The sequence below is a fragment of the Trueperaceae bacterium genome (genome assembly GCA_023954415.1).
Taxonomy (GTDB): Bacteria; Deinococcota; Deinococci; order Deinococcales; family Trueperaceae; genus JAAYYF01.
In genome coordinates this window covers 88,863-112,899 of record JAMLIB010000007.1, presented here as the reverse complement: position 1 = coordinate 112,899, position 24,037 = coordinate 88,863, and the positions used below count along the sequence as shown (strand labels likewise).

The window sequence follows — 24,037 nt, the reverse complement described above, 5'->3', positions numbered from 1 at the left end:
CCGGAAGGAGGCCGGCCGGCGCCGTGGAAACGAGGGCTCAGCGGAGCGTGATGTCCTTGCCGAGGATGTACTCGTCCTTGCGGGCCTTCCAGTCGAGGCGCTCGTTCACGCCGTAGGTGTCGAGCTGGAGGTAGAGGGCGATGACCGGCAGGTCGTTGTAGAGCTTCTCCTGGATCTCGTGGGCGACCTGGTTGCGCGCCTCGACGTTGACCTCGGAGCCGTACTCGTCGACGAGCTCGTTCAGGACGGGGTCGTTGTAGAAGGCCTCGATGCCGCCCGTCTGGACGAGCGCCTTGAGCGGGCTCGTGGCATCGGGGATGGCGGCGCCGTAGTTGAACATGAACAGCGGCTCGACGTTGCCGCCCGCCGGGTCGGGGTTGCCGATGTACATGTCGCGCATGACCTGCAGGGCCACGGGCAGGACCTCGACCTTGATGCCGACGTCGCCGAGCATGGCGGCGAGCGCCTCGGCCACCTCGACGCCCTTGTTGACGATGCCGTCGCTCGTCATGAAGCGGATGGAGAAGCCGTTCGGGTAACCGGCCTCGGCCAGGAGCTCCTTGGCGCGCTCGGGGTCGTACGGGTAGGGCTGGAAGTCGGCAGAGTAGCCGGCCATGTCGGGGCGGAAGATGGTCGCGAGGGGCGTGCCGTAGCCGTTCAGGACGGCGTCGATGAGGAGCTGCCTGTCGACGGCGTAGCTCATGGCCTGCCTGACGCGGACGTCCTGGAGGGGCTTGGCGCCGTTGAGCAGGTCCATGTGCATCATCACGGTGCGGCGCCCGGAGTTGGCCTCGACGCGCAGGTTGGGATCGGCGTCGACGAGCGGGATGGCGTCGTAGTTGAGGCCGGTGATGATGTCGACCGTGCCGGCCTGGAGCTCCGCGAGGCGCGTGGAGGCCTCGGGGATCGGGCGGAACACGAGCCGGTCGACGCTGGGGCGGCCGTTCCAGTAGTCGTCGTTGGCTTCGAGCACGAGGCGCTGACCGAGGACCCATTCGACCAACTTGTAGGGGCCGGTGCCGATCGGGTGCGTCCCGAACTCCTCCTCGCTGACGGAGGCGGTGTAGACGGGCGGCACCATGTGGAGGCCGGCGATCTTCGCGATGAAGACCGGGTCCGGCGTCTTCAGGTGGATGAGCACGTGGTAGTCGTCGACCACGTCGACATCGCCGATCTGCCGGAAGTCGGTGTTGAAGCGCACGGCGTTCGGGTCGAGGATGCGCTCGATCGAGTAGCGCACGGACTCGGCCGTGAACGGCTCGCCGTTGTGGAACGTGACGCCTTCGCGAAGCGTGAAGCTCCACGACAGGTCGTCGATCTGCTCCCACGAGGTGGCCAGCGCCGGCGTGACGGACATCATGTCGCCGCTCAACTGCACGAGGCCCTCGAACAGGTTGAACAGGAGGTGACCGCCGTTGGCGCCTCTCGTCTTGTGCGGGTCGCCGGACGGCGGGTCGTCCGTCAGGGCGATGGTCACGGTCGTAGGCCCGGCGCTCTGCGCGTGGACGAACGAGCTGAAGAGTAGCAGTGAAGCCAGGAGCGTGAGGATCAAGTGCCTGCGTCGCATGTGCGTTACCTCCGAAGCGTGTCTGTCTTGCCAACCCCCGCCTATCAACGGAGTCGATTATCTACGGCCTAGATGAACCTCCTTACCGGCGAGTCGCGCGCCGGTCCGTACCCCGCCTCGCCGTTCCCCGAGCCGCCCGAGCGCTTCATGCCGGCTCCGCCGAATCGAGGTCGGCGATGATGAAGGCGTAGTCACCCGGCTGGACGGCAGACGGCAGGACGCGCATCTGGAGCAGCGCGGAGCGCGCGTAAGGCGCGCGTATCTCCCCGACCTGCTCGAGCGAGTAAGGGTTCATGACCGTGCCGAGCACGGTGCCGCCCGCCACCTCGCCGTCGATGACCTCGAGTCCGACGGTGGGGTGGAAGATCCCGCCGACCGGGACGCGCACGAGGGTGCGCCTAGTGAGCAGCACCTGCTGCTCTGCGGGCCGGACGATGGCGCCGTCGAGCATATGGAGCGCGCGCATGACGTTGAGCACCCCGGTCGAGGCGCGCTGCAAGTAGCGCGGGTCGGTATACAGCGTGCTGCCGCCGATCTCGGCCAGGACCGCCGGGATCCCGCGCGACGCCGCGTAGCTCGTGATGGAGCCCTCCGAATGCGAGCCGCGGTAGAGGAGCTTGAGCCCGAAAGCCCGCGAGAGGTGCTCCGTTACGCCGTTCCCGGAACCGTCCGACTTCACGAAGGTGTAGTGGATGACGCGCTCGATGGCGCCGCCGTCGATGTGAAGGAGGCAGTCGCTGCGGTCGACGAGCGGGGCGATGGCGGCGGCGATGCGCTGGCTCAGCCACCCTTCCTCGCTGCCGGGGAACTGGCGGTTTAGGTCGAGCATGTCGAGCGGGCTGTTACGGGTGTTGGCCGCCAGCGCGGGAGGGTTCGCTACCGGAACCGCTATGACCGTCCCGTGCAACCGCGCGAGGTCGATACTCGCCAGCGCCGTGCGGATGGCGTCGATCGCGAAGATCTCCTCGCCGTGGACGACCCCGACGACCATCAACGTCGGCCCCGGGTGCGCGCCGTTGAGCACGTGGAGCGGCACGCTGAGGGAGTAGCCGCCCGCCACGTCGGCCACCGGCAGGCGGGTCGCGCCGCGCGCGCCGGGCGCTACCTCGAGCCCCAGGTGACGGAAGGCGCTCATCTGCCGCTCCAGGTCTGCTCGAAGACCCGCAGCCAGTTGCCGCCCAGGATGGCGATGACCTCCTGGTCGCTGAACCCGCGCGCCACGAGGCCGCGCGTGACGTTCGGCCATTCGAACACCGTGTCGAAGCCGGCGACGTACTTCTCGTCGATGCCGTACCCGCCCCAGGCGCCCGGCACCAGGCTCCCGAACTGGAAGCGGAAGACGGACTCGCCGAGGGTCTTGCCGCCGAACAGGTCGGTGCCGATGCCGACGTGCTCGACCCCCACGAGCTCGGCCACGTAGACGATGTGGTCGAGGAAGTCGTTCAGGGTGGGGCGCAGGCCGCGCTCCTTCTCGCAGAACTGCGAGTGCGGGCACAGGCCGACCAGCCCGCCCGTCCCCGCAGCGGCCCGGATCTGCTCGTCCGTCAGGTTGCGGGGGTGGTCGGTGAGGGCCTTGGCGCAGGAGTGGGAGAACACGACGGGCGCGCGCGAGCAACCCGCCGCGTCGAGAGACGTCCGTTCGCCCGTGTGGGAGAGATCGACCGTCATGCCGACGCGGTTCATCTCGAGGACCACGCTGCGCCCGAACGCCGTGAGCCCCTGGTCGACGCGTTCCATGCAGCCGTCGCCCAAACGGTTGCGCTGGTTGTACACGAGGTTGGCTACCCGCACTCCCAGCTCTTGGAAGATCCTCACGAGGTAGGTGTCGCCTTCGAAGGGGTCGGCAGCCTGCAGTCCGTAGACGAGGCTAAGCACTCCGTCCGCGTCGGCGCTCCATACGTCGGCCACGTTCTGCGCGCGGCGCACCCTGCCCCTGGCGACCTCGTCGAGACACAGGTAGTCGTAGACGCGCCGGATCGTCGTCCGCGCGTCCTCTCCCGGCATGGCGATGGTCTCGTTGCTGACACCGACGCCGCTCCTGCGGTACTGGTCGATCCTGTCGGCGCCGTCGACGTCCGGAGCCGGGCGCATGAGCATTGAGCCCCCGAGGCCGTCCACGATGAGCGCCTGTGCGTGGAGCGCGGTGGCGCGCTGTTCCTGCTCTCTGTCGAGTCCGAGATCGAACGCTTCCTGCACGTCGTCTAGCTCCCGTCGTGGAGGCCGGCTCACGGTCGGCTGTCCGCTTGATTGACTGATTGTCAGACAATCTGTGGGTCTGATAATATTGGGGCGTCGAGGCGTTGTCAATACGGAAGTGTCCTCGGTAACCGCAGCGACGAGAGAGGAGGCTGCAGCTTGCTGCAGAATGAGGAATGTCCGTTTTCACTCGAGTAGACAGGTCGAGCGTCTCAGACACCGTGATCGACCAGATCATGGCCCTGATCAGCACCGGCGCGCTCAAGTCTGGCGACCGCCTACCGACCGAGCACGGCCTGAGCGAGCAACTTGGGGTCGGGCGCTCCTCGGTCCGCGAGGCGCTCAAGGCCCTGGAGATGCTCGGGCTCGTCACGCGCCGCAAGGAAGGCTCGTTCGTGAGCGCCGAGATGAGCATGCCGGCTTTGACCAAGGCGCTCTACGTCGACATGTTGGCGCGCGAGCTGGAGATCCGGCACGTCTACCAGGTCAGGCGCCTCCTCGAGACCGAGCTGGGCGAGCTCGCCGTGACGAACCTGGAAGACGACGACCTCGCGGAGCTGGAGGCCTTGTGCCTCAGCATGGAGAGCACTCCGGACACCGACATTCAGCGGCACGTGAAGCTCGACCGGCAGTTCCATCGCACCTTGAGCGAGCTCGCCGGCAACCCCGTCATGACGCGTCTGTGGGAGGTGACGTTCGAGGTGCTGCTCGAGGTCAGGCAGCGCATCCCGTTCACTCCGCAGAACATCAGACATAGTGACGCCCGCCACCGGGTCCTCCTCGACGCGCTGCGCGAGCGCGACCCTGCCAAGGTGCGGCAGACGATCGCCGAGACCCTGGAGAACGGCGAGGCCCGACTCGTCGAGCGCCTGGCGCAGCTCGAGGCCGAGAACGACGGGGCGGCATGAGACCTTAGGAGGAAGACGAGCAGTATGAGTAGCAGCACGGTCGCAACCACGCCAGACGGCGTACACGCCAACTCCATCGTCATCGACGGCCTGTTCTGCAAGCTGTACTCGCCGATCCCGCCGCAAGGCGGTATCGACGACCTGATGTTCGACCACATCCTCGCGAGCGGCGTCACGGCGTTCTGCAACTCCATCGTGGCCGATGCCTACCCGCAGTCGATGCAAGAAGCGATGATGAACCTGTACCACGAGCACGGCATCGCGGAGGCTTTCCCCGAGAAGTCGCTGGTCGTCAGGAGCGTCGACGACATCCACGAGGCCAAGCGCAGCGGCCGGGTCGGCATCGTCATGTCCACCCAGGGGCTCGCGTGCATCGGCGAGGACACGCGCAACCTCTGGGTGCTGAGCAACCTCGGCATCAAGATCGCGCAGATCACGTACAACGAGCGCAACGCCATCGGCTGCGGCTGCATGGAGCCGAACGACACGGGCCTCACGCGCGTCGGCCAGAAGGTCGTCGAGGAGATGAACCGCCTCGGCATGGTCGTCGACCTGTCGCACGTCGGCCAGCGCACGGCCCTGGAGGCCGCCAAGCACTCCAAGGCCCCCGTGATCGTCTCGCACGCTGGGGTCAAGAAGCTCAATCCGCACAAGCGCAACGTGACGGACGAGCTGATCGACACGGTCGCCGCCACGGGCGGCGTCATCGGCCTATGCCCGCACTCCATCATGGTCGAGAAGGAGCGCAGGCAGTGGCCCACCGTCGACGACTACATCGACCACATCCAGTACGTCGTGGAGCGCGTCGGGATCGACCACGCCGCGATCGGGACGGACAACTTCCAGTACGACACCCACTACGTGCGCGTCAGCCGCGCCAACTTCGAGCGGACGTTCCCGGGCTTCTTCGGCGGCTACCCGGAGGACCAGAAGCACGCCAAGGGGTTCTCGAAGTGGTCGGATTGGCCGAACCTCACGGCCTCGCTCCTGCGCCGCGGGTTCAGCGTCGAGGACACGCAGAAGGTGCTGGGCGGCAACTTCATGCGCGTGTTCGGCGCGGTCTGGCGGTAAGGCGGCCCGGCGGCGTGCCGGCCGGGGCCGCGTAGGCCCGGCTCCAGGCAGCTGCCCACCGGGGGCCCGCATTACAGCGCGGGCCCCCGGCTTCTCGCGGTCGACGCCCCGGCCGGGCCGCGCGTCCTTCGGGCTCCCTCAGAACCAGAACTGGACGGCGTTGTTGCTGTGGAAGTTGGTGCCGTCGACCGGCCCGGTCAGCACGGTCTCCGCAGTCATCTGACCGGCAGCCGACGCGCCTTGTACGTTCGCGTTCCAGGTGTTGCCGGCGGCCCTGACGGCGCCGATGGAGGAGTCGAAGGCGTACAGGCCCGCCAGACCGTTCGCCCGGATCGTGTTGAGCCCGGGGTCGAGGCTGTTGCCGAGGTCGGCCATCGACACCATCGACGTCACCGTGCCGAAACCCCGCAGGTAGACGCCGCGACCGCCGTTCAGCTGGATGGTGGTGCCCCTGAGCAGGAGCGAGGCAGGCTCGAAGAAGGACACGCCTTCCGCGGCGTTGCCGCTGATGGTGGCGCCCCGGACCTCCACCCTGCCGAAGCCGCTGACCTGCAGCCCGAAGCCAAGGTTGTCGACTATCCGTGTCCCCTGGATGTAGAGGGTTCCGCCCTCCTCGAGGTCGTCGTCGCCGACCATCTGCACGGCCGGTAGGCCGGAGCTCGCCCCCGTGACCTTGCCGCCGTTCAGCCACAGCTCGCCGAGGAAGTCCTGGGCGCTCACCCCCATCTCTCCGGCGCCGTCGATGGTGACGTTGTCGAGGGTCACCTTGGCAGTGGAGTCACGCACGTAGACCGCGCTGCGAACGGTATCGGTGACGGTCATGTCCGACAACGTCACCTCCGGTTCGCCGCCGGGGACGTAAAGGGAGTAGTTGGCGTTCGCGACGGTCAGGTTGGAGGCGCTGAGCCGCGCGGTCTCCGACGCGAAGAGGCCGATGTTGCCTCCGCTCACGCTGCCGCCGGTCAGCGTCACGGTGGCGTCCTCGATCGCCCTGACGGCGCCGGCCGAGGCCAGGTTCTGGAAGACGCACGACTGCACGGTGACCTCGCTGTCGCCGGCCGCCGAGACCGCCTGGACCTTGATCCCGACGAACGTCACACCCACCAGCCTCACTTCCCCGCTGCTGGCGGTGATGCCCACCTCGAAGTCCTGGATGCGCAGGTCCTTCACGGCCCCGCCGGAGGCGAACGTCAGGGCCGTCTTCGTGCCCGCCACGGCGCTCACGAGCACGGCGTCCCCGGCGGTCACCGACCCGAGGGTGACGCCCTTCGGAACCGCGAGCGGCCACGCCTCGTCTCGGTACGTGCCGGCCTGCAGGTAGACCTCGCCGCCCTCCTTAACGAGCTCGAAGGCACGGCCTAGGGTCTTGAGTGGCTCGGTGGTCGTGCCCTTGGCCGCGTCCGAGCCGGACGTCGGGTTGACGAACAGCGGGCCGGGCGGGGCGGACGGGCCGCCGCATGCGACCACGAGCAGCGCTGCCAGCAGCAGCGCAGTCAGTAGTGAAGCGAGTCTACGCATCGTTCTGCCTCCCGGGAAGGAGCATAGGACGAAGACGCGGTTAGGTGGCTGGAGAGACGAGGGCCGGGCCGGGGCTCGGAACCGCCGCTCGGCGACCGGCCGGCGCCGCCGGCTAGCTGCGTCGCAAAGCCAGACCCGCGTACAGCAGGTTGACGGCCGCCAGCTGCGCCGTGCGCTCCAGCGCGCGGTGACCGTAGATGGCGCCCTCGCCGCAGAACGGCGTCTGCAGCGAGACGTCGGCGAGCTCGCGCAGGCGGTTCTCGCCCCATGAGGTGACGCAGATGACGCTCGCGCCCTTGCGCTTGGCATCGGCGACGATGTCGACGACCAGGGGCGTGTTGCCGGACATGGAGAAAGCGAGGACGACGTCGCCTTGGTCGTAGCGCTCCATGGCGACCTCCTCCGGCTCGTAGACGGAGAAGGTGGCGCACGGGATCCCGAGCCTCCTGAAGTAGTGCTGGGCGTGCCGCGCGGCGATGGCCGAGCCCCCCGTTCCCACCACCCGCAAGAACCGGGCGTCCTCCAGGAGGTCGAGGGCGGCGGCCAACCGCTCCCTGTCGAAGGTCTCGAACGTCTCCCGCAAGGCGTCCTGCATGCGGTCGAGGACGAACGAGATCAGCTTCTCCTCGGAGTCGACCTCGTCCAGCTCGACGCGCTCGCCCGCGGGACCGGCTCGCGTCGGGACGCTGACGGCCGCGCGTTTCAACTCCTTTATGCCGCGGAAGCCGATGCTGTTGCAGAAGCGGACGACGGTTGGCTCACTCACGCCGCTCTCCCTCGCCAGGTCGGCGATGGTGCAGTCGATGAGGCTCGCGCCGCGCGCGAGGGCGACATCGGCGACGCTGCGCTCCGCCCGACTGAGGCCGTCGTACTTCTGGAGGACACGCAGTCGCAACGCCTCCGAGCCATGGAAGCCAGCCAGTTCCACTACTCTCCTAACCTCCGCCGGCCCTGACGCTCGGCCGCGGTCGACGACCCTCGCCCGATCCTAAGCTTTGCCGGCGCTGCCGAAGAGCTCCATCTTGATCATGGCGACCCGCTTGCTCGCCTCGAGGCCGTCGGCGAGCAGGGCCCTGGTGGCGAAGCCTTTGCCCTTGAGGTCCCTGCCTTCCTCGATGTAGCGACGGACGGCGGCCGCGAACGCGAGCTGGCACTCGGTGTTGACGTTGACCTTGCAGACCCCGAGGTCGATCGCGCGGCGGACCATCGCGTCCGGGATCTCCGATCCGCCGTGGAGCACGAGCGGGATCCCGCCCGTGACCCGGCCGACCTCTTCGAGCACGTCGAAGCGCAGCCCGGGCCAGTCGGCGGGGTACTTGCCGTGGATGTTCCCGATGCCGGCCGCCAACATCTGCACCCCGAGCTGGGCTAGCAGGCGGCACTCCTCCGGATCGGCGCACTCGCCCATCGCGGCGACGCCGTCCTCCTCCCCACCGATGGCGCCGACCTCGCACTCGAGCGACACGCCCGCCTCACGGCAGACGTCGACGAGGTGCGCCGTCTGCCGCAGGTTCTCCTCGATGGGCAGAGCCGACCCGTCGAACATGACCGACTTGAAGCCGGCCGCGATGGCCTCGAGCGCTTCGTCGTAGCTGCCGTGATCGACGTGCAGGGCGACGGGCACGGTGATACCGAGGAAGTCGATGAACGGTTTCACCGTGCCGACGATGGTGCGGTAACCGCCCATGTACTTGGCGGTCCCGCTCGACACCCCGAGGATGACCGGGGAGCGCAGCTCCTGCGCGGCGAGCAGGTAGGCGCGTATCGACTCCATGTTGTTGAGGTTGAACTGCCCGACGGCGTAGCCGCCGCGCTTGGCATCTTCCATCATCTCTGTGCAAGACACATATCCCATGATCGGCCCCTCCTAGGGCCTGCCGTTCTTCACGTCTAAGGTGGTCGCCGGATCGTTCGTCACGCGACCACTCGTCACAAAGCCAGGTCGCGGTTCTTGGAGAAAAGCATGAAGAGCGCCAGAGAGAGCACGGTGAACAGCATCAAGATGGTCGCGACCGCCGAGGCGGGGCCGTCGACGCCGCGGCTGACGAGGACGTAGATGGTCAGCGTGAGGGTCTGCGTCTTGGCGCTGTAGAGCATGATCGAGGCCGACAGCTCCGTCAGGATGGTGACCCAGCTCAGGATGGCGCCGGCGATGATGCCGTTGGCCATCATGGGCGTGGTTATGCGGAAGAACGTCTTGAGCTTGGACGCGCCCAGGCTGATGGCCGCCTCCTCCGTGGCGACCGGGATCTGCTGGAGGATCGCGACGCTGCTCCTGATCGTGTACGGGCTCCGGCGGATGCACATGGCGACCACCATGATCAGCACCGTCCCGGTCAGGACCAGCGGGCGGGAGCTGAAGGCGAGCGCGAGGGCGATCCCGACAACGGAGCCGGGGATGATGTAGGGGAGCATCGACATCGTGTCGATGGTGTTGTTGAGGACGCTGCGGCGCCTGACGACCATGTAGGCGATGAGGATGGACATCAGGACGACCACCACGAGGCTCAGCCCGCCGATGAGCAGCGTGGTCGGCAACGCCTTGCTCACGTAGCGCCACGCCTCGCGGTAGCTGTCGAACGAGTAGCCGGCCACGAAGTTGCCGAAGACGTTCGTCTTGCGGAAGGAGCTGTAGGCCAGGTAGGCCTGGGGGAGCATGCTCACCGTCACGACCAAGTAGGTGAAGGCGTGGATCAGCACCGACGCGAGGGGCTTGGCCCGCTTCGGCTCGATGCGGTTCATCGCGTTCATCTTGAAGCTGAAGCGGTTGGCGGCGAGCTTCTGCAGGAGGAAGACGATGGCGGTGATGGCGATGGCCACCACGCTGATGGCGGCGGCGAAGCTGTAGTTCTGCGAGGTCTCGCCGACGTACTGCTTGTAGATCTCGACCGGGAAGGTCCGGTAGCCCTCGCCGATGACGAGGGGGGTACCGAAGTCCGCCATCGCGCGCATGAAGACGAGCAGGGCGGACGCGAGGATCGAGGTCATGCATAGCGGCAACACGATGCGAAAGAAGCGCTTCAGGTTGCTGGTGCCAAGGCTCTGCGAGGCCTCGAGCAATGACCGGTCCACGTTGCGCAGCGCCCCGCTGACGTAGAGGAACACCAACGGGTACAGCTGCAGCGTGAGGACGAGGACGACCCCGTTGAAGCCGTAGATCGTCGGGATCTCGATGCCGATGGAGTTGCGCAGGAAGCGGGTGATGAGACCCGAGCGCCCGAGCAGCAGGATCCAGGCGTAGGCGCCGACGAACGGGGCGGACATGGAGCTCAGGACGATCAGCACCTGGACGATCGAGCGGCCCCTGATGACGTAGAAGTTATAGAGATATGCGAGCGGGATGCCGACGAGCAGTGCGAAGCACATCGTGGCGAAGGACAGCTTGAAGCTGTTCAGCACGGTGTTCAGGTAGTAGCGCTCGCTGAAGAAGCGCTGGAAGTAGCGCAGCGAGAAGGCGCCGTCGGCGCCGAGCACGGAGTCCTTCAGCATCCCTAGGAGCGGGTAGACGAGGAACAGCACGTAAACGGCCAGGATGCCGATGCTGACGAGGTGCCACAGCTCCAGCCGCTTGGGCGAGCGGGTCATACGGCCGTACCGGCGGCCATCAACGAAGCGGCGCCCGACTCGTCGAAGACGTTGATCTTCTCGGCCTTGATGCCAAGGTACACGACCCCCGCCCGTTCGGTCGGGTCCTCCATGACCGACTCCTGGACGATCTCGATCGACTCGCCCGAAGGCAGCCGCACGTGGTAGTGCGTGTTGAGCCCCAGGAACACGCTGCGCTCGACCGTCCCCTGGAGGACGCCGGTGCCGGGCGCGGCGATGTAGAACTCCTCGGGCCGGATGGAGACCTTCACGCTCTGCGGTCCCGCGTCGTCGGCGAGGGTCGTCAACGGAACGCGCGCGCCCGCGACCGAGACGCCGGCCTCGGGGCCGCTCCTATAGAGCTCGCCCCGCAGGACGTTGGTGTGGCCGATGAAGGTGGCCACGAAGAGGTCGGCCGGTCGTTGGTAGAGCGCCCTTGGAGTGCCGATCTGCCTGATGACCCCGCCGTTCATCACGGCGATGCGATCGGAGACCGCCATGGCCTCCTCCTGGTCGTGCGTGACGTAGACGGTCGTGATGCCGACGCTCCGCTGGATCTCCTTTATCGCCTCGCGCATCTCCAGGCGGAGCTTGGCGTCGAGGTTGGAGAGCGGCTCGTCCATGAGGAGCACGTCGGGATGGATGGCCAAGGCCCTGGCGAGCGCGACCCGCTGCTGTTGGCCGCCGGACAGGCGCTCTGGCAGGCGGTCCTGGTACTCGGCGATGCGCACCAGGGAGAGGAACTCGTCCGTGCGCGCCGCGATCTCGTCTGGCGGCAGCTTGCGGTTCCGCAGCCCGAAGGTGATGTTGGCCCGCACCGTCATGTGCGGGAAGATAGCGTAGTTCTGGAACACCATCCCGATGTTCCGCCTGGCGGGGTCGAGGTCGTTGATGCGGGTGGTGTTGAAGTAGAAGTCGCCGCCCTCGATGGAGTTGAACCCCGCGATCATCCTTAGCAGGGTCGTCTTGCCACAGCCGCTCGGCCCGAGCAGCGTGAAGAACTCCCCCTCGCGGATCCGCAGCGAGAGATCCGGGATGATCACCGCATCGCCGTAGCGCTTAACGGCGTTCTCGATGGTGATGCTGACGCTCATCCGCGCGGTCCTTCCCCTGGCTGGTAGGAGCCGCGGCGGGCGGGGCTCCTACCAGCGCTGAACGTGAGCGCCCTGGCGACCTTGCTCCGCGGCCGCGCTCGCGCCGGGGAAGGGTCCGACTTCCAGCGGCTCTGAAGTCAGTTGTTGTGCTTGACGTACAGCGCCTGGAACCGCGCCAGGATCTCCTCCCGGTGGTCGCTCAGGTACTGATGATCGGAGTCGACGATGAGGATGTCGGCCGCGTCCGTCAGGTACGGGTTGGTCGTCGGGATGGTGGTGTTCGCCTGACGCGCCGTCGAGGTGGCCCACAACGTCTGCGCCTCGTCGGAGACGACGTAGTCCATGAACAGCTTGGCGAGGTCCAGGTTGCGCGCGCCCTTGACGATCGCGGAGGCGAAGGGGAAGGCCGAGGTGCCCTCCTCCATGTACACGATCTTGACGGTGTCGTCGAACCCGGCCTCGTAGTACGACACGGCCGGCGCCTCGTAGGTGAGGCCGACGACGTACTCGCCCTCGTACACGGAGCGGAAGGGGATGCTGGAGCTGGAACCGATGACCAGGCCGTTGGCGAGGAGCTGGTCGACGTACTCCCACGCCGCGTCGCTCTCGTAGCCGCCCATGGTCACCAACATCGTGGCCAGCATGTTCCAGGCGGACGAGGACGCCGAGGGGTCGGCCCAGATGAGCTTGCCCTTCAACCGGGGGTCGAGGAGGGAGCGGAAGCCCGTGATCTCGTCCGCGTCGATGCCGGCGCGCTTGGCGGCGTCGTAGCTGACGAGCAGGTTCTCGAGCTGGATGGTCATCCACGTCAGGTAACCGCTCGTGTTCCGCATGGACTCGGGCAGGCTGGCGTCCGTGGAGGACACGTACTCTTCCCAGAGGCCCAGGCCGGCGTCCGCGTAGCTGAGCCCACCGAACATGACGTCGGCCTGAGGGTTGGCGGCCTCGGAGCGGATGCGCGTCTTCAGCTCGCCGGCGCCCGCTTGCACCGACTCCACCTTCACGTTCGGGTACTTGCCCTGGAAGCCCTGCTCGATGATGAGCTTGTACTCGATGTCGTAGGTGGTCGTGTAGATGACCAGCGTGCCGGTCACGGACGGGTCGCTCTGGGCCTGAGCCAGGCCGACGAAGGCCAACAGGGCTGCTAGTGCTGTCAGGACGGTGCGCTTCACTTCGTTACCTCCTTGGGTGTTGCTTGCTTCGGCGTTGCGTTCTTCGCGTTGCTTGCCTCGAGCCCGGACTCGACCGTCGCCCAGTCCGGGATCCCCCGACGTCCACCCATCTGCCCACACTTCTTCCCCGCGGCGTACTGCGCGAACCGGATGCACTCCTCCACGCCCTTCCCTCGCAGGCGCGCCGCCAGGAAGGCGCCGTGGAACACGTCGCCCGCGCCGGTGGTGTCCACCACCGCCACGCTGAAGGCCGGGTAGTGCCTCACCTCGCCCCCAAGGACCGCGTAGACGCCGTCCTGGCCGACCGTGGCGGCCACGAACTCCGGCCCCCACGTGCTCATCTCCAGGAGGGCCTCGCTCAAGCTCCCCTTGCCGGAGACGAGCATGGGGTACACGGAGTTGGTGATGAGGACGTCGGCCATGCCGGCGAGCCTGCGGTTCAGCGCGTTGTCGCTCTGCCGCGTGGAGCCGTCGAGCGAGACGGTCACGCCGTGGTCCTTCGCGAGTGCGGCGGCCCGCACGGCGTTCTCGTAGTGGGTCCCGTCAAGGTGCAGGACCTTGGCTCCGCTCAGCACCTCTCGCTGGCGCTCGCTCCACGCGATGGGCGGCATGCGGTCCTTGAAGGGGAACTTCGTGCGGGTACCCCGCGTGGGGCAGATCATCACGTAGGAGGAGAGGCTCCTGACGCCCTCCAGGCGATCGACGGCGGAGATGTCCACCCCCTCCCGCAGGAGCTCGTCGGCGATCTCGTCGCCGATGCGATCAGCGCCGAGGTTGCCTATCAGCGCGGCGTCGATCCCCAACCGGGCGGCCGCCACGGTGGCGGTAGCCGCGGCGCCGCCGCCCTGGAACTCGATCTCCGTGATGCGCGTGGAGCCGTCCTCGGGCGGGTACGCCTCGACGACGCAGAGGTGGTCCTGGCAGATGTGACCAACCCCGACCAGCTCCGGCACGGAAACCTCCTGGAGGAAGCGTTACGCGCAGCGTAGCAGTCTCATCAGAAGCTGTCAATATTCTGTAGTAAACTTATCATGTTCGGCGCGACGCTCCGAGCCGCCGAGCGCCGGCTGGCGGCCCGACGCGCACCGCCCCGCCGGGAGGGCCTAGAGGTAAGGGTCGCGAGCGTCCCTGAGCCAGTCCCCGATGGTGTTGACCGCCAGAACGGTCAACGTTATGGCCACGCCGGGCAGCGTGGCGAGCCACCATGCGGACGACATGTACTGCCGCCCGGTGGCCAACATGGTGCCCCAGGTCGGGATGGCGGGCGGAACACCCAACCCCAGGAAGGTCAACGAGGCCTCGGCCACGATGACGGCGCCGACCTGGAGGCTGGCGATCACGATCACGGAGGCGAGGATGTTCGGGAAGATATGCCGCCACATGACGCCCGACTTGACCACCCCTAGGGCCTCGGCGGCCGTCACGTACTCGGTCTCGCGCAGCGCCAGGACCTGAGCCCTGACGGTCCGGGCGTAGTCGAGCCAGCCGGTCAGGGCGAGCACGAAGACGATGTTCTTGAGACCAGGTCCCAGGGTCGCCATGAAGACGATGGCGAGCAGCAAGAACGGGAACGCCAAGAAGATGTCGACGGTACGCATGAGCACGGCGTCGACCCGGCCGCCCAAGTAGCCGGCGGCCAGCCCGAGGCCCGTCCCTATGCTCGCCGCGATGACCACCACGGACAGCCCGACCAGCAGCGATACGCGGGCGCCGTGGATGAGCCGACTGAGGACGTCGCGGCCCAACTGGTCGGTGCCGAGGGCGTGCGTCTGCTCGCTGCCGACCAACGGCACGGGCGGGAGGAGCCGGCTGCGGAGGCTCTGCCTGGCCGGGTCGTGCGGAGCGAGGTACGGCGCGGCGACGGCCGCGACGGCCAACACGAGGAGGAACGCCACGGAGAGCGCCGCTGCCGGCCTCCTCAGCAACGCCTTGGAGTAACCGGGCCGCTTCTGCCCGCCCGCGGGCCGGCTCATCGGTACGTCACCCTGGGATCGATCAGCGCGTACAGCAGGTCGACGAGCAGGTTCAGGGCCACGAAGCCGAAGGCGATGACGAGGACGGCCGCCTGCACCACCGGGTAGTCGTAGTCGTTGATGGACTGGATGAGGAGCCGGCCGATGCCCGGCCACGCGAAGATGGTCTCGGTGATGATGGCGCCCCCAAGCAGATGCCCCATCTGCAAGCCGACGATGGTCACGACGGGAAGCAGGGCGTTCCTGAACGCATGGCGGTAGACGACCTTCATGGGCGTCTGGCCCTTGGCGTAGGCGGTCCTGACGAAGTCGGCCCGCAGCACCTCCAACATGCTGGAGCGCGTCAAGCGCGCGACGATGGCCGCCAAGCCGGTGGCCAGCGTGATGGCGGGCATGATGAGGTGACGGAAGGTTCCCGAGCCGGACGGCGGCAGCCACCTGAGCTGCACGCCGAACAAGAGGATGAGGATGATGGCCAGCCAGAAGTTGGGGACGGCGCGGCCCAGCACGGCCAGGTTCGTGGCCACCGTGTCGACGGCGGAGCCGCGGTTCACGGCCGCCGTGACCCCGAGCGCGATGCCGCCGGGGACCCCGACCAAGAGCGCGCCCATGGTGAGCAGCACGGTGTAAGGGACCCTCTGGAAGACCAACTGGAAGGCCGGGAGGCCGAAGGTGTACGACGTGCCGACGTCGCCAGAGACCAGGCCCCTGAGGAACCGCACGAACTGTAGCCACAGGGGCGCGTCCAGCCCCAGCGCGCGCCTGATCGACTCCAGGTCGGCCATGGACCCTTCCGGGCTCATGAGCAGCCGCGCAGGGTCGCCGACCACCCTGAGGAGCACGAAGGCCAAGGCCGTCACCGCGAGGATCACGAGCAGCGCTTGGACGAGGCGCCCCGCGAGGTACTCCGCCATCCAGTCTCCCTCCAGAGGTTCCGAGCTGCTCGGGCGCGCGAGGACGCGCGCCCGAGCAGCCGTTCGTTCAGCGGTGGGCTAGCGGATGGAGATGTCCATCCCAAGCACGTACTCGTCCTTCCGCGCGGACCAGTCGAGGCGTTCGTTGACGCCGTACAGGTTCGCCTGGAGGAAGAGCGGGACCTGCAGCATCTCGGCGTACAGGTAGTCCTGGAGGTCGTGGGCCATGCCCAGGCGGACCGCGTCGTCGCCTTCCGAGGCGAAGGCGTCGATCCGGGCGTCCAGCTCGGGGATCCTCGTGAACGAGGACGTGCCGGAGGTGTGTAGCAGCCCGAGCAGGGCGCTCGTGGCGTCCGGGATGCCGGCGCCCCAGTTGGCAAGCCACATGGGCTCGACCTCGCCGGGCTGGAGGTTGTCGCGGTTGACGTTGGCGATGTACATGTTGCGCCTGACCTGATCGGGCACGACGACGACCTCCGTGACTATGCCCACGTCCGTGAGCATCGACGCGACCGCCTCCGCGACCTCCAGGCCCTTGTTGATGACGATCTCGCTGGTGAGCATCCGCACGGCGAAGCCGTCCGGGTAACCGGCCTCGCTCAGCAAGCGCGCCGACTCGTCGGGATCGTAGGCGTAGGGCTCCAGCGTCGGATCGTAGCCGAACATGTCCGAGCGCCACAGGGTGGCCAACGGCTCGCCGTAGCCGCCGAGCAGCGTGTCGATCAGGAGCTGCCTGTCAACGGCGTGGGCGATGGCTTGGCGAACGCGGGCGTCTTGCAGCGGCTCCAGGCCCGCGATGTGGTCCATGTTCAAGAAGACGGTGCGCCTACCGGGCGCGGCCTCCACCCGGGTGGCAGCGTTGCCGTCTATCTGCTTCAGGTCGTCGTAGTTCGGGGCTGCGATGATGTCGACCGTACCGGCGAGGAGCTCCGCCAGGCGCGTCGACGCTTCCGGGATCGGACGGAACACCAGGCGGTCCACGGCCGGCCTACCCGCCCAGTAGCCGTCGAACGCTTCCATCACGAACGGCTGCCCCGGCTGCCAGCTGACGAACTTGTAGGGGCCGATGCCTACCGGGTTGAGCGCGTACTGCTCCTCGGAGACGGAGGAGGTGTACTGCGGGGGCACGACGAGGAAGCCGGCCAACACCGCCAGGAAGCTGGGGACCGGGGCCTTGAGCCGGACCTCGACTACGTAGTCCTCCACCGCTTCGACCGCCTCGAAGTTGGGGAAGTCGGAGTTCAGGCGGACCGCGTCGGGGTCCATGAGGCGCTTGAACGAGTACTCGACCGCGGCGGCGTTGAAGGGCTCGCCGTTGTGGAAGGCGAGACCCTCCCGCAGCTGGAAGCGCCAGGTGAGCGCGTCGAGCTGCTCCCAGGACGAGGCGAGCATGGGAGACACCCTCTCCATGTCACCGCTGAGCTCCACGAGCCCGGCATGCAGGTTGAAGAGGATGTGTCCACCCTGAGCCCCGCGGGCCTTGTGCGGGTCGCCGCCCGGGGGATCGCCGGCGAGGCCTACCACGACCTCCCGCTGCCCCTGCGCGGCGGCGAAGCCGCCCAGCGCGAGAGCCACCGGGAGGAGTATCAGTAGTAACGAACGTACCTTGCGCACTTCGTTCACGTCCCTTCTAGGGTGAGAGTAGCTGCGTAACCACCTGACCGCTTGGTTGGCGAGGTCACCTCCGATCGTCGACGACGAGTCACAGCCCCAGCAGGCGCTTGGCCGTGCCGCTCAGGATCTTCGTGCGCGCCTCATCGGTGAAGGCCATCTCCTTGATCGGATCGAGGTTGTGCTTGAACCGCCAGAGCTTCGTGGGGCTGGCGTCGGAGCCGTAGATGACCTTGTCGTCCGACCTGATCCAGCTCAGCAGCTCCGGACCGATGTTGGGGATCAACCGCGCGATGTTCGTGAAGCGCACGGAGGTGTCCATGTACACGTTGGGGTGCTTGCCCACGATGTAGGGGTCGTGGGAGAACGGCTGGCCGTGCGCCATGATGATCGTGGTGTCCGGGTGCCGGATGGCCAGCTCGTCGAAGAGCAGCGAATCACCGAAGCGGATGACGCCCGTCCTCAGGAAGACGCCGCCCGTGTGGAAGAGCACGGGTATGCGCAGCTCCGCGCACTTGTCCATGAGCGGGGCCAGGCGCGGGTCGTCCACGGAGAAGTGCTGGATGGGCGGGTGGAGCTTCAGGCCCTTGAAGCCGGAGGCGATGAGCGCTTGCAGGTCCTTCACGGCGTTCTTGTGCGTCGGCATCACGGACGCGAAGCCGATCAACCTGTCCGGATGTTGAGCCACCACCTTCTCGATGTGGGGGTTGGCCTTGTCGAGCGTCTCCTGGTCGGCCCCCAACGACTGGATGACCGAGATGTCGATCCCCTGGGCGTCCATCTCCGCCAGGAAGGCCTCCAGGTCGGTGCCGGGCTGCACGTGGGTGTGAAAGTCAATGATCACAAAGACCTCCTCTTGAGCTTGGGGGGATTGTCGACTTCCACGAAGATAGCATTGTGGCTTCTACCGTTGTCAAGTTCTCCGTCCATCACGCATTTATCCAGGCAGTGATTGACAGGGTCCCGGGCTCGACATACACTCCACGTCGAGCGATTGTCGACAAAAACGAGGAGGCAGAGATGGACCCGTTCAGACTCGAAGACGTGAGCGTAGCTCCGGGCACAACCGGGATGACCAACCTGCACGTTGGCAGGCTGTCGAGCGGCCACGACCTGGCGATCCCCGTCCACGTCGTGCACGGCTCGCGGCCCGGCAAGACCTTGATGGTCGTGGCCGCCATCCACGGCGAGGAGATCTACGCCACCAAGGTGATCAAGGAGCTCCTCGCGGCCACCGATCCCAAGTCGCTGTCCGGTACGTTGCTGCTGGTACCGGTCGGCAACCCGCTCTCGCTCGAGCAGGAGACCAGGAACACGCCGTTCGACATGCTCAACATGAACCGCGTGTTCCCCGGCAAGAAGGACGGGTGGATCTCCGAGCGCCTGGCGGCGGCCCTGGCCGACCTCGTCCCGCGCTGCACGGCTGTGATCCACATCGACGGCGGCTCAGTGGAGCGCCTGATCCACTACATCTACATCAAGGAGTCGCAGGACGAGTGGGCCAAGCAGACGCACGAGCTGTCGCGGCTCTTCGGCCTGAAGGTCGCCTACCGCGGACCGTTCTTCGAGGGCTCCCTCACCGCGTACGCGGCCCAGCTCGGCGTGCCGTGCATCGTTCCGGAGATAGGCGGAAGCCTGCTCATGCAGAACGGCGAGTACATGCAGGAAGCGCTGCGTGGGGTCCGCAACATCATGGTCCACTACGGCATGGTCGCCGGAGAGGTCGTCCTGCCGGACTCCCAGGTGGTCATGACCAAGCGCACCCTCATCCGCATACCGACCGGCGGGATCTTCGTGCCGCACGTCGGTCTGGCGGAGCTCAACGTGCCCCTGGCGAAGGACACCGTGCTGGGCACCATCTTCGACCCCTACACGCTCGAGGAGACGGGGCGCATCCTGGCGCCGTGGGACGACGCGATCATCTTCCAGATGCGCGCCCTGATGTCGGCCGTCCAACCGGGCGACTACGCGTACATCATCGGCGACGGCCAATCGGCCGTGCCGCTGAGACCGCTGGCCTGAGCCGCAGCGCCGCCGGCTCGACTCGCGTCGATCCAGCCGCCCGGCCGGCCAGGACGGCGTGTGGCGCACTCGCGTGACCGCAGTTATAGCTCGCCCCGGCGAGCTATAACTCTTTTCGCTTCGCGCTTCGTTACTTGGTGAGACCCGCCTCGGATACGCGCTGCCGCGTCTTGGCCCACTCCCCGTACGTGAACGGGACTCCCGCGGCGATCACCGCCGCCACCTGCACCTTGCCCGAGAGGATGATGCCGCGCACGCACTCGGCCGCCCCGTAGGCGTCCCGGCTCCAGATCAACCTGACCAACTCCCGCTTCCGCTCGAGGATCCCCGTCGACCTGCCGCTATCGAGACGCAGCAACCGCGAGTAGCGCGCGCCGCGCTTCCAGAACGTGTCAACGAGGGACACCAGCGTCTTGTTCTGGCAGAAGGAGTAGAGGAGGAGGTGGAAGTCGGTGTTCTGGGACTGGAAGTCCTTGATGTTGCCTTCAGCGGCCGCCTTCTCGAGGTTGGCGAAGGCCTCCATGAGCTGTGCCAACTGCTCGTCGGAGCACACCTCGACCGCGAGCCGGGTGCAGTAGGCCTCTAGAACGGCACGGACGTCGTAGAACTCTCCAGCCGCCCTCACGGTCAACGGCGCGACCCTGGCGCCCTTGCCCGGGGCGATCTCGACCAGCCCTTGCTGCGACAGCACCCGTAGAGCCTCGCGCAGCGGAGACCTGCTGACACCCAGGTCATCGGCTATCTCTATCTCGCGCAGGGGCGCACCGGGAGGATAGGTACCTTGGATTATGCGCTCGGTAAGCACGGACACGATGTGCTCCGTGAGGTTCTTCCTCTTGGTCGTGTGCTTACCGGTATGCGAAGTCATGGATCGTGGGGCCCTCCCACCCCGCTCTTACCTACCACCACCAGCCCGGCAGGTCGATGCCCACAAGTCTACCGGCCTCGCGCCATGTCGGCGCGATATCGGTCGGGTCGTGGCGTCTCCCGCATGCGGCGCGCCCGCCTGTGCTATGTTCTGCGCTAGGTGGCTGTCGACAGTCGACATATAGCCTGGGGCGTCCCCGGGTAAGCGCACGACCGCAACGCCGCCACATCCAGAACTGGTCCGCCACGACCGCCGGCCGGGCCAGAAAGGTCGGAGGGTCCAGTGGTAATCGACTTTCACACCCACATACAGCCGAGGACTGACGTCGATCACTTCCTCGCCGAGATGGACAAGGAGGGCATCCAGCTCTCCGTCGTCCTAGCGCTCGGTCAGGACCAGGAGGAGTTGGAGGAGTCCAACCGCCTGATCGCCTCGCTCGTCGAGAAGCACCCGAGCAGGCTCGCCGGCTTCGCTTCCGTCACCCCCACCCGCAAGAACGCCGTCAAGGACTTCGAGGAGCTGGTCAAGAACCACGGCTTCCGCGGCCTGAAGCTCCACCCACCCATCCAGCACTTCTCGATCGACGACCCCCGCGTCTCTCCGCTCATGGAGAAGTGCGCCGAGCTCGACCTGCCGGTCCTGTTCCACACGGGCGGGGTGTTCCTGCGCGAGGGCGTGATCCGCTTCGGCGACCCGATCCTCATCGACGAGCTCGCCATCCGGCATCCGAACACCACCATGATCATCGCGCACGGCAACCCGTTCGGCCCGGACCCCTACATCGCCGGCAAGCACCCGAACGTCTACCTGGACACGACGCTGACGTTCGCGCAGATCGCTAGGCTCATCCCGCGCGTCGGCCCCGAGATGATCGACTGGATGCGCTCGGACGACAAGATCCTCTACGGCTCCGACGCCAACCCGAACCGCACGTGGCGCTTCAAGTACAACCTCGACCCCATCCGCGAGATGGACGTTAGCGAGGAGTCGCGCGCCAAGATCCTGGGCGGCACCGCCCGCAAGCTGCTCAAGCTCGACTGACGGGGAGGAAACACATAGTGTCTGTGACGAGAAGCATGAGCCTCGACGATGCCCTGGCCAAGCTCTACGAGCATATCGACCGGAACTTCGACGGCTACCTCGAGGAGATCAAGAGGCTCGTGCGGCAGCCGAGCGTCGCCGCGCAGAACTGGGGCGTGCAGGAAGCCGCCACCATGGTCCGCGACATGATCCGCGACCTCGGGTCGAAGGACGTGCGCCTGGTCGAGTACGAGAGCGGCAGCCCCGTCGTCTACGGGCGCCTCGACAGCGAGGACCCCGACGCCGGCACCCTCATCGTCTACTGCCTGTACGACGTCCAGCCGCCCGAGCCCCTCGAGGAGTGGAACGTCGAGCCCTTCAGCGCCGACATCGTGGACGTCGCCGGGTACGGACCGTGCGTCGTCGGGCGCGGCATCACCAACTCCAAGGGCCCGCTCGTCAACTTCTTCAGCGCCGTCAAGTCCATGCAGGCCGTCCTCGGCTACACGCCCATCAACCTCATCTTCGTCATCGAGGGCGAGGAGGAGGTCGGCAGCCAGAACCTCAAGCGGTTCGTCCCAGAGCACGCGGACGAGCTGCGCGTCGCGGACGGCGTCTACCTCCCCGGCCTGCGCCAGGACGAGAACGGCAAGCCCAAGGTCCTGCTCGGCAACAAGGGCATCGCCTACTTCGAGCTCGAGATCAAGGGCGGCGACTGGGGCGGACCCCGCAGCGTCGACATCCACGGCATGAACGGCGCGTGGATCGACAACCCGGTGTGGCGCCTCGTTCACGCCCTCTCCACCCTGCGCACCGCCGACGGCCAGGTCCTCGTCAAGGGCTTCTACGACGACGTGCTGCCCCCCGGCGACACGGACAGGCAGCTGCTCGACCGCCTGCTCACGACGTTCGACACGCAGATGTTCGCCGAGCGCGCCGACGTCGCCCGCTTCACGGACGGCCTCGAGGGCAGGGCGTTGATGGAGAAGTTCCTCTTCACCCCCTCCTTCAACATCGACGGCATCTTCGGCGGCTACACCGGCCCCGGTCAGAAGACCATCGTCCCCTACCGCGTGCGCGTCAAGATCGACGTCCGGATGGTCCCGAACATGAACGGCGACAAGATCATCCAGAGCGTCCTCGACCACCTCGCGGAGCACGGCTACCCGGAAGTCAGCGTCACGTTCAGCGAGGTGACGCCGTTCTCCAAGTCAGACCCGGACTCCGACCTGGCCCGCGCGGCCGTCGTCGCCATGGACAAGGCGGGCCACACCAACGGCGAGATCTGGCCCATCTACCCCGGCTCCGGCCCCGCGTACCTCTTCACCAACGAGTACCTGAACGTCCCCTTCATCGCGTACGGCCTCGGGCACGGTGGGCTCATCCACGCCCCCAACGAGTACGCCGTCGTAGAAGGCCTCAAGGACAACATCAAGTCGGTCTGCGCCACGTTCGTCGAGTACCTCCGCATCGGAGACGAGAAGAATGGGAACAACTGATGGGCAAGTTCGAATGGCTAACGGTAACCACCAGGTCGTCTGGCGAGAACCTCAGCATCGGCATGCACACGCTCGAAGGCGCGAGCAAGGGCCCGACCCTCGGCCTCTTCTCGACGTCCCACGGCGACGAGGCCTACGCGGTGCTCGTCATACGCGAAGTGCTCAGGCGCGTCGACCCCGCCAAGCTCAAGGGTAGGATCCTCGCGATCCCGCTGGGCAACCCGGTGGCGTTCGAGTCGTTCACGCGCACGACCGGCCAGGGCATGAACACCGACATGAACAACATGAACCGCGTGTTCCCCGGCGACAAGGGCGGCTGGCTCACGCAGCAGATGGCGCACGCCATCTCGAGCAACTTCGTCTCCAAGGTCGACTACCTGCTCGACTTCCACTGCGGCGGCGTCGAGAGCGGCATCGACTACGTGCTCACCCACGCGGGCGGCAACGAGACGCACGAGCGCTCGCGCCAGCTCTCGCGCATCTACGGGACCGAGATCCTGTTCGAGCACGCCAAGGCCGTGCACTCAGGCACCCTCACCGACCTGGCGATCGAGCAGGGTAAGCCGTCCGTCGTGGTCGAGGTGGGCGGCTCCATCCCGGCCAACGACCCGAACTACCTGGAGAAGTGCGTCCAGGGCGTGTTCAACGTCATGATCGAGCTCGGCATGTGGGAGGGCAAGAAGGTCCTGCCGAAGAAGCAGTACCTCATGCGCCGCCGCGTGCTCGTGCGCCCGACGAACGGCGGCATGTTCCAGCCAGAAGTGCTCATGGACCGCCTCGGCAAGTCCGTGAAGGGCGGCACCGTGCTCGCGCGCGTGTTCAACGCCCAGACGTTCGAGGAGCTCGACGTGTTCACGGCGCCCTACGAGGAGACGATCATGATCATGATGCGCGGCCTCCTCTCGCGCGTGAACCCGGGCGACTACGCCTACATCCTCGGCGACTTCTCCTCGGCCGAGGTGATCGAGAACGCCTGACCGCTAGACGACCTACGCCTCGAGAGAGACGGCGGGCCACCC

General features: G+C 66.9%; 21 protein-coding genes. 6 read left to right on the top strand and 15 right to left on the bottom strand.

From position 1 onward, the window contains the following. Positions 1 to 37: 37 nt before the first annotated feature. The 3 genes from M9914_10330 to M9914_10320 all read right to left on the bottom strand — a co-directional run bounded on the left by M9914_10330 (position 38) and on the right by M9914_10320 (position 3,763). Positions 38 to 1,567: an ABC transporter substrate-binding protein gene (locus tag M9914_10330; protein ID MCO5174574.1), complete on the bottom strand. Its 1,530-nt coding sequence runs from the start codon at positions 1,565 to 1,567 to the stop codon at positions 38 to 40. Between the two features lie 145 nt (positions 1,568 to 1,712). Next, positions 1,713 to 2,702, bottom strand: a complete 990-nt coding sequence (locus M9914_10325) for a succinylglutamate desuccinylase/aspartoacylase family protein (GenBank protein ID MCO5174573.1) — start codon at positions 2,700 to 2,702, stop codon at positions 1,713 to 1,715. Then, positions 2,699 to 3,763, bottom strand: a complete 1,065-nt coding sequence (locus tag M9914_10320) for a dipeptidase (protein MCO5174572.1) — start codon at positions 3,761 to 3,763, stop codon at positions 2,699 to 2,701. The genes M9914_10325 and M9914_10320 overlap by 4 nt, the downstream gene beginning before the upstream one ends. 176 nt (positions 3,764 to 3,939) lie before the next feature. Here M9914_10320 and M9914_10315 point away from each other — a divergent pair, with 176 nt between their 5' ends. Both M9914_10315 and M9914_10310 read left to right on the top strand, forming a co-directional pair. After that, positions 3,940 to 4,671: a FadR family transcriptional regulator gene (locus tag M9914_10315; protein ID MCO5174571.1), complete on the top strand. Its 732-nt coding sequence runs from the start codon at positions 3,940 to 3,942 to the stop codon at positions 4,669 to 4,671. 24 nt (positions 4,672 to 4,695) lie between these two features. Further along, positions 4,696 to 5,742: a dipeptidase gene (locus M9914_10310; GenBank protein ID MCO5174570.1), complete on the top strand. Its 1,047-nt coding sequence runs from the start codon at positions 4,696 to 4,698 to the stop codon at positions 5,740 to 5,742. 138 nt (positions 5,743 to 5,880) lie between these two features. Here the strand turns inward: M9914_10310 and M9914_10305 are convergent, their stop codons facing one another. The 11 genes from M9914_10305 to M9914_10255 form a co-directional block, all read right to left on the bottom strand. Continuing rightward, positions 5,881 to 7,260: a right-handed parallel beta-helix repeat-containing protein gene (locus tag M9914_10305; GenBank protein ID MCO5174569.1), complete on the bottom strand. Its 1,380-nt coding sequence runs from the start codon at positions 7,258 to 7,260 to the stop codon at positions 5,881 to 5,883. A gap of 112 nt (positions 7,261 to 7,372) precedes the next feature. Then, positions 7,373 to 8,188: a MurR/RpiR family transcriptional regulator gene (locus M9914_10300; protein ID MCO5174568.1), complete on the bottom strand. Its 816-nt coding sequence runs from the start codon at positions 8,186 to 8,188 to the stop codon at positions 7,373 to 7,375. Between the two features lie 60 nt (positions 8,189 to 8,248). Continuing rightward, positions 8,249 to 9,115 carry a ketose-bisphosphate aldolase gene (locus M9914_10295; GenBank protein MCO5174567.1) on the bottom strand — a complete coding sequence of 289 codons (867 nt, stop codon included), beginning with the start codon at positions 9,113 to 9,115 and terminating at the stop codon, positions 8,249 to 8,251. 74 nt (positions 9,116 to 9,189) lie between these two features. Continuing rightward, on the bottom strand, positions 9,190 to 10,845 hold the full coding sequence (locus tag M9914_10290) for an iron ABC transporter permease (GenBank protein MCO5174566.1): 1,656 nt from the start codon (positions 10,843 to 10,845) through the stop codon (positions 9,190 to 9,192). Continuing rightward, the gene (locus M9914_10285; protein MCO5174565.1) at positions 10,842 to 11,939 is read right to left on the bottom strand and encodes an ABC transporter ATP-binding protein; all 1,098 of its coding nucleotides are present in this window, start codon (positions 11,937 to 11,939) and stop codon (positions 10,842 to 10,844) included. The genes M9914_10290 and M9914_10285 overlap by 4 nt, the downstream gene beginning before the upstream one ends. A gap of 137 nt (positions 11,940 to 12,076) precedes the next feature. Further along, positions 12,077 to 13,111 (bottom strand): extracellular solute-binding protein, encoded by a 1,035-nt coding sequence (locus M9914_10280; GenBank protein MCO5174564.1) that lies wholly within the window; start codon positions 13,109 to 13,111, stop codon positions 12,077 to 12,079. Next, positions 13,108 to 14,064 carry a carbohydrate kinase family protein gene (locus M9914_10275; GenBank protein MCO5174563.1) on the bottom strand — a complete coding sequence of 319 codons (957 nt, stop codon included), beginning with the start codon at positions 14,062 to 14,064 and terminating at the stop codon, positions 13,108 to 13,110. Before M9914_10275 ends, M9914_10280 begins: the two co-directional genes overlap by 4 nt. Positions 14,065 to 14,214: 150 nt before the next feature. Continuing rightward, positions 14,215 to 15,084 carry an ABC transporter permease gene (locus M9914_10270; protein ID MCO5174562.1) on the bottom strand — a complete coding sequence of 290 codons (870 nt, stop codon included), beginning with the start codon at positions 15,082 to 15,084 and terminating at the stop codon, positions 14,215 to 14,217. Next, positions 15,081 to 15,998 carry an ABC transporter permease gene (locus M9914_10265; protein MCO5174561.1) on the bottom strand — a complete coding sequence of 306 codons (918 nt, stop codon included), beginning with the start codon at positions 15,996 to 15,998 and terminating at the stop codon, positions 15,081 to 15,083. The genes M9914_10270 and M9914_10265 overlap by 4 nt, the downstream gene beginning before the upstream one ends. Positions 15,999 to 16,076: 78 nt before the next feature. Further along, positions 16,077 to 17,573, bottom strand: a complete 1,497-nt coding sequence (locus M9914_10260) for an ABC transporter substrate-binding protein (GenBank protein MCO5174560.1) — start codon at positions 17,571 to 17,573, stop codon at positions 16,077 to 16,079. Between the two features lie 127 nt (positions 17,574 to 17,700). Then, positions 17,701 to 18,453 carry an amidohydrolase family protein gene (locus M9914_10255; protein MCO5174559.1) on the bottom strand — a complete coding sequence of 251 codons (753 nt, stop codon included), beginning with the start codon at positions 18,451 to 18,453 and terminating at the stop codon, positions 17,701 to 17,703. A 176-nt stretch (positions 18,454 to 18,629) separates the two neighbouring features. On the opposite strand from M9914_10255, the gene M9914_10250 reads away from it, so the two are divergent. Further along, entirely contained in the window at positions 18,630 to 19,631 is a 1,002-nt protein-coding gene (locus M9914_10250; GenBank protein ID MCO5174558.1) for a succinylglutamate desuccinylase/aspartoacylase family protein, read from the top strand. Between the two features lie 130 nt (positions 19,632 to 19,761). Here M9914_10250 and M9914_10245 read toward each other — a convergent pair whose 3' ends face one another. After that, positions 19,762 to 20,499: a GntR family transcriptional regulator gene (locus M9914_10245; protein MCO5174557.1), complete on the bottom strand. Its 738-nt coding sequence runs from the start codon at positions 20,497 to 20,499 to the stop codon at positions 19,762 to 19,764. Positions 20,500 to 20,781: 282 nt separating this feature from the next. On the opposite strand from M9914_10245, the gene M9914_10240 reads away from it, so the two are divergent. Genes M9914_10240 through M9914_10230 form a run of 3 tightly spaced genes read left to right on the top strand, consistent with a single transcriptional unit; the run spans position 20,782 to position 23,995 of the window. Further along, entirely contained in the window at positions 20,782 to 21,540 is a 759-nt protein-coding gene (locus M9914_10240) for an amidohydrolase family protein (protein ID MCO5174556.1), read from the top strand. Positions 21,541 to 21,575: 35 nt separating this feature from the next. Next, positions 21,576 to 23,018: a M20/M25/M40 family metallo-hydrolase gene (locus M9914_10235; protein MCO5174555.1), complete on the top strand. Its 1,443-nt coding sequence runs from the start codon at positions 21,576 to 21,578 to the stop codon at positions 23,016 to 23,018. Further along, positions 23,018 to 23,995: a succinylglutamate desuccinylase/aspartoacylase family protein gene (locus M9914_10230; protein ID MCO5174554.1), complete on the top strand. Its 978-nt coding sequence runs from the start codon at positions 23,018 to 23,020 to the stop codon at positions 23,993 to 23,995. Before M9914_10235 ends, M9914_10230 begins: the two co-directional genes overlap by 1 nt. The last annotated feature ends 42 nt before the right edge of the window (positions 23,996 to 24,037 follow it).

Excerpts from the sequence above, each read along its gene's own strand:
- M9914_10330 (MCO5174574.1), bottom strand. The coding sequence starts at position 1,567 with ATGCGACGCAGGCACTTGATCCTCACGCTCCTGGCTTCACTGCTACTC.
- M9914_10325 (MCO5174573.1), bottom strand. The coding sequence starts at position 2,702 with ATGAGCGCCTTCCGTCACCTGGGGCTCGAGGTAGCGCCCGGCGCGCGC.
- M9914_10315 (MCO5174571.1), top strand. The coding sequence starts at position 3,940 with ATGTCCGTTTTCACTCGAGTAGACAGGTCGAGCGTCTCAGACACCGTG.
- M9914_10310 (MCO5174570.1), top strand. The coding sequence starts at position 4,696 with ATGAGTAGCAGCACGGTCGCAACCACGCCAGACGGCGTACACGCCAAC.
- M9914_10305 (MCO5174569.1), bottom strand. The coding sequence starts at position 7,260 with ATGCGTAGACTCGCTTCACTACTGACTGCGCTGCTGCTGGCAGCGCTG.
- M9914_10295 (MCO5174567.1), bottom strand. The coding sequence starts at position 9,115 with ATGGGATATGTGTCTTGCACAGAGATGATGGAAGATGCCAAGCGCGGC.
- M9914_10290 (MCO5174566.1), bottom strand. The coding sequence starts at position 10,845 with ATGACCCGCTCGCCCAAGCGGCTGGAGCTGTGGCACCTCGTCAGCATC.
- M9914_10285 (MCO5174565.1), bottom strand. The coding sequence starts at position 11,939 with ATGAGCGTCAGCATCACCATCGAGAACGCCGTTAAGCGCTACGGCGAT.
- M9914_10270 (MCO5174562.1), bottom strand. The coding sequence starts at position 15,084 with ATGAGCCGGCCCGCGGGCGGGCAGAAGCGGCCCGGTTACTCCAAGGCG.
- M9914_10265 (MCO5174561.1), bottom strand. The coding sequence starts at position 15,998 with ATGGCGGAGTACCTCGCGGGGCGCCTCGTCCAAGCGCTGCTCGTGATC.
- M9914_10250 (MCO5174558.1), top strand. The coding sequence starts at position 18,630 with ATGGACCCGTTCAGACTCGAAGACGTGAGCGTAGCTCCGGGCACAACC.
- M9914_10245 (MCO5174557.1), bottom strand. The coding sequence starts at position 20,499 with ATGACTTCGCATACCGGTAAGCACACGACCAAGAGGAAGAACCTCACG.
- M9914_10235 (MCO5174555.1), top strand. The coding sequence starts at position 21,576 with ATGAGCCTCGACGATGCCCTGGCCAAGCTCTACGAGCATATCGACCGG.
- M9914_10230 (MCO5174554.1), top strand. The coding sequence starts at position 23,018 with ATGGGCAAGTTCGAATGGCTAACGGTAACCACCAGGTCGTCTGGCGAG.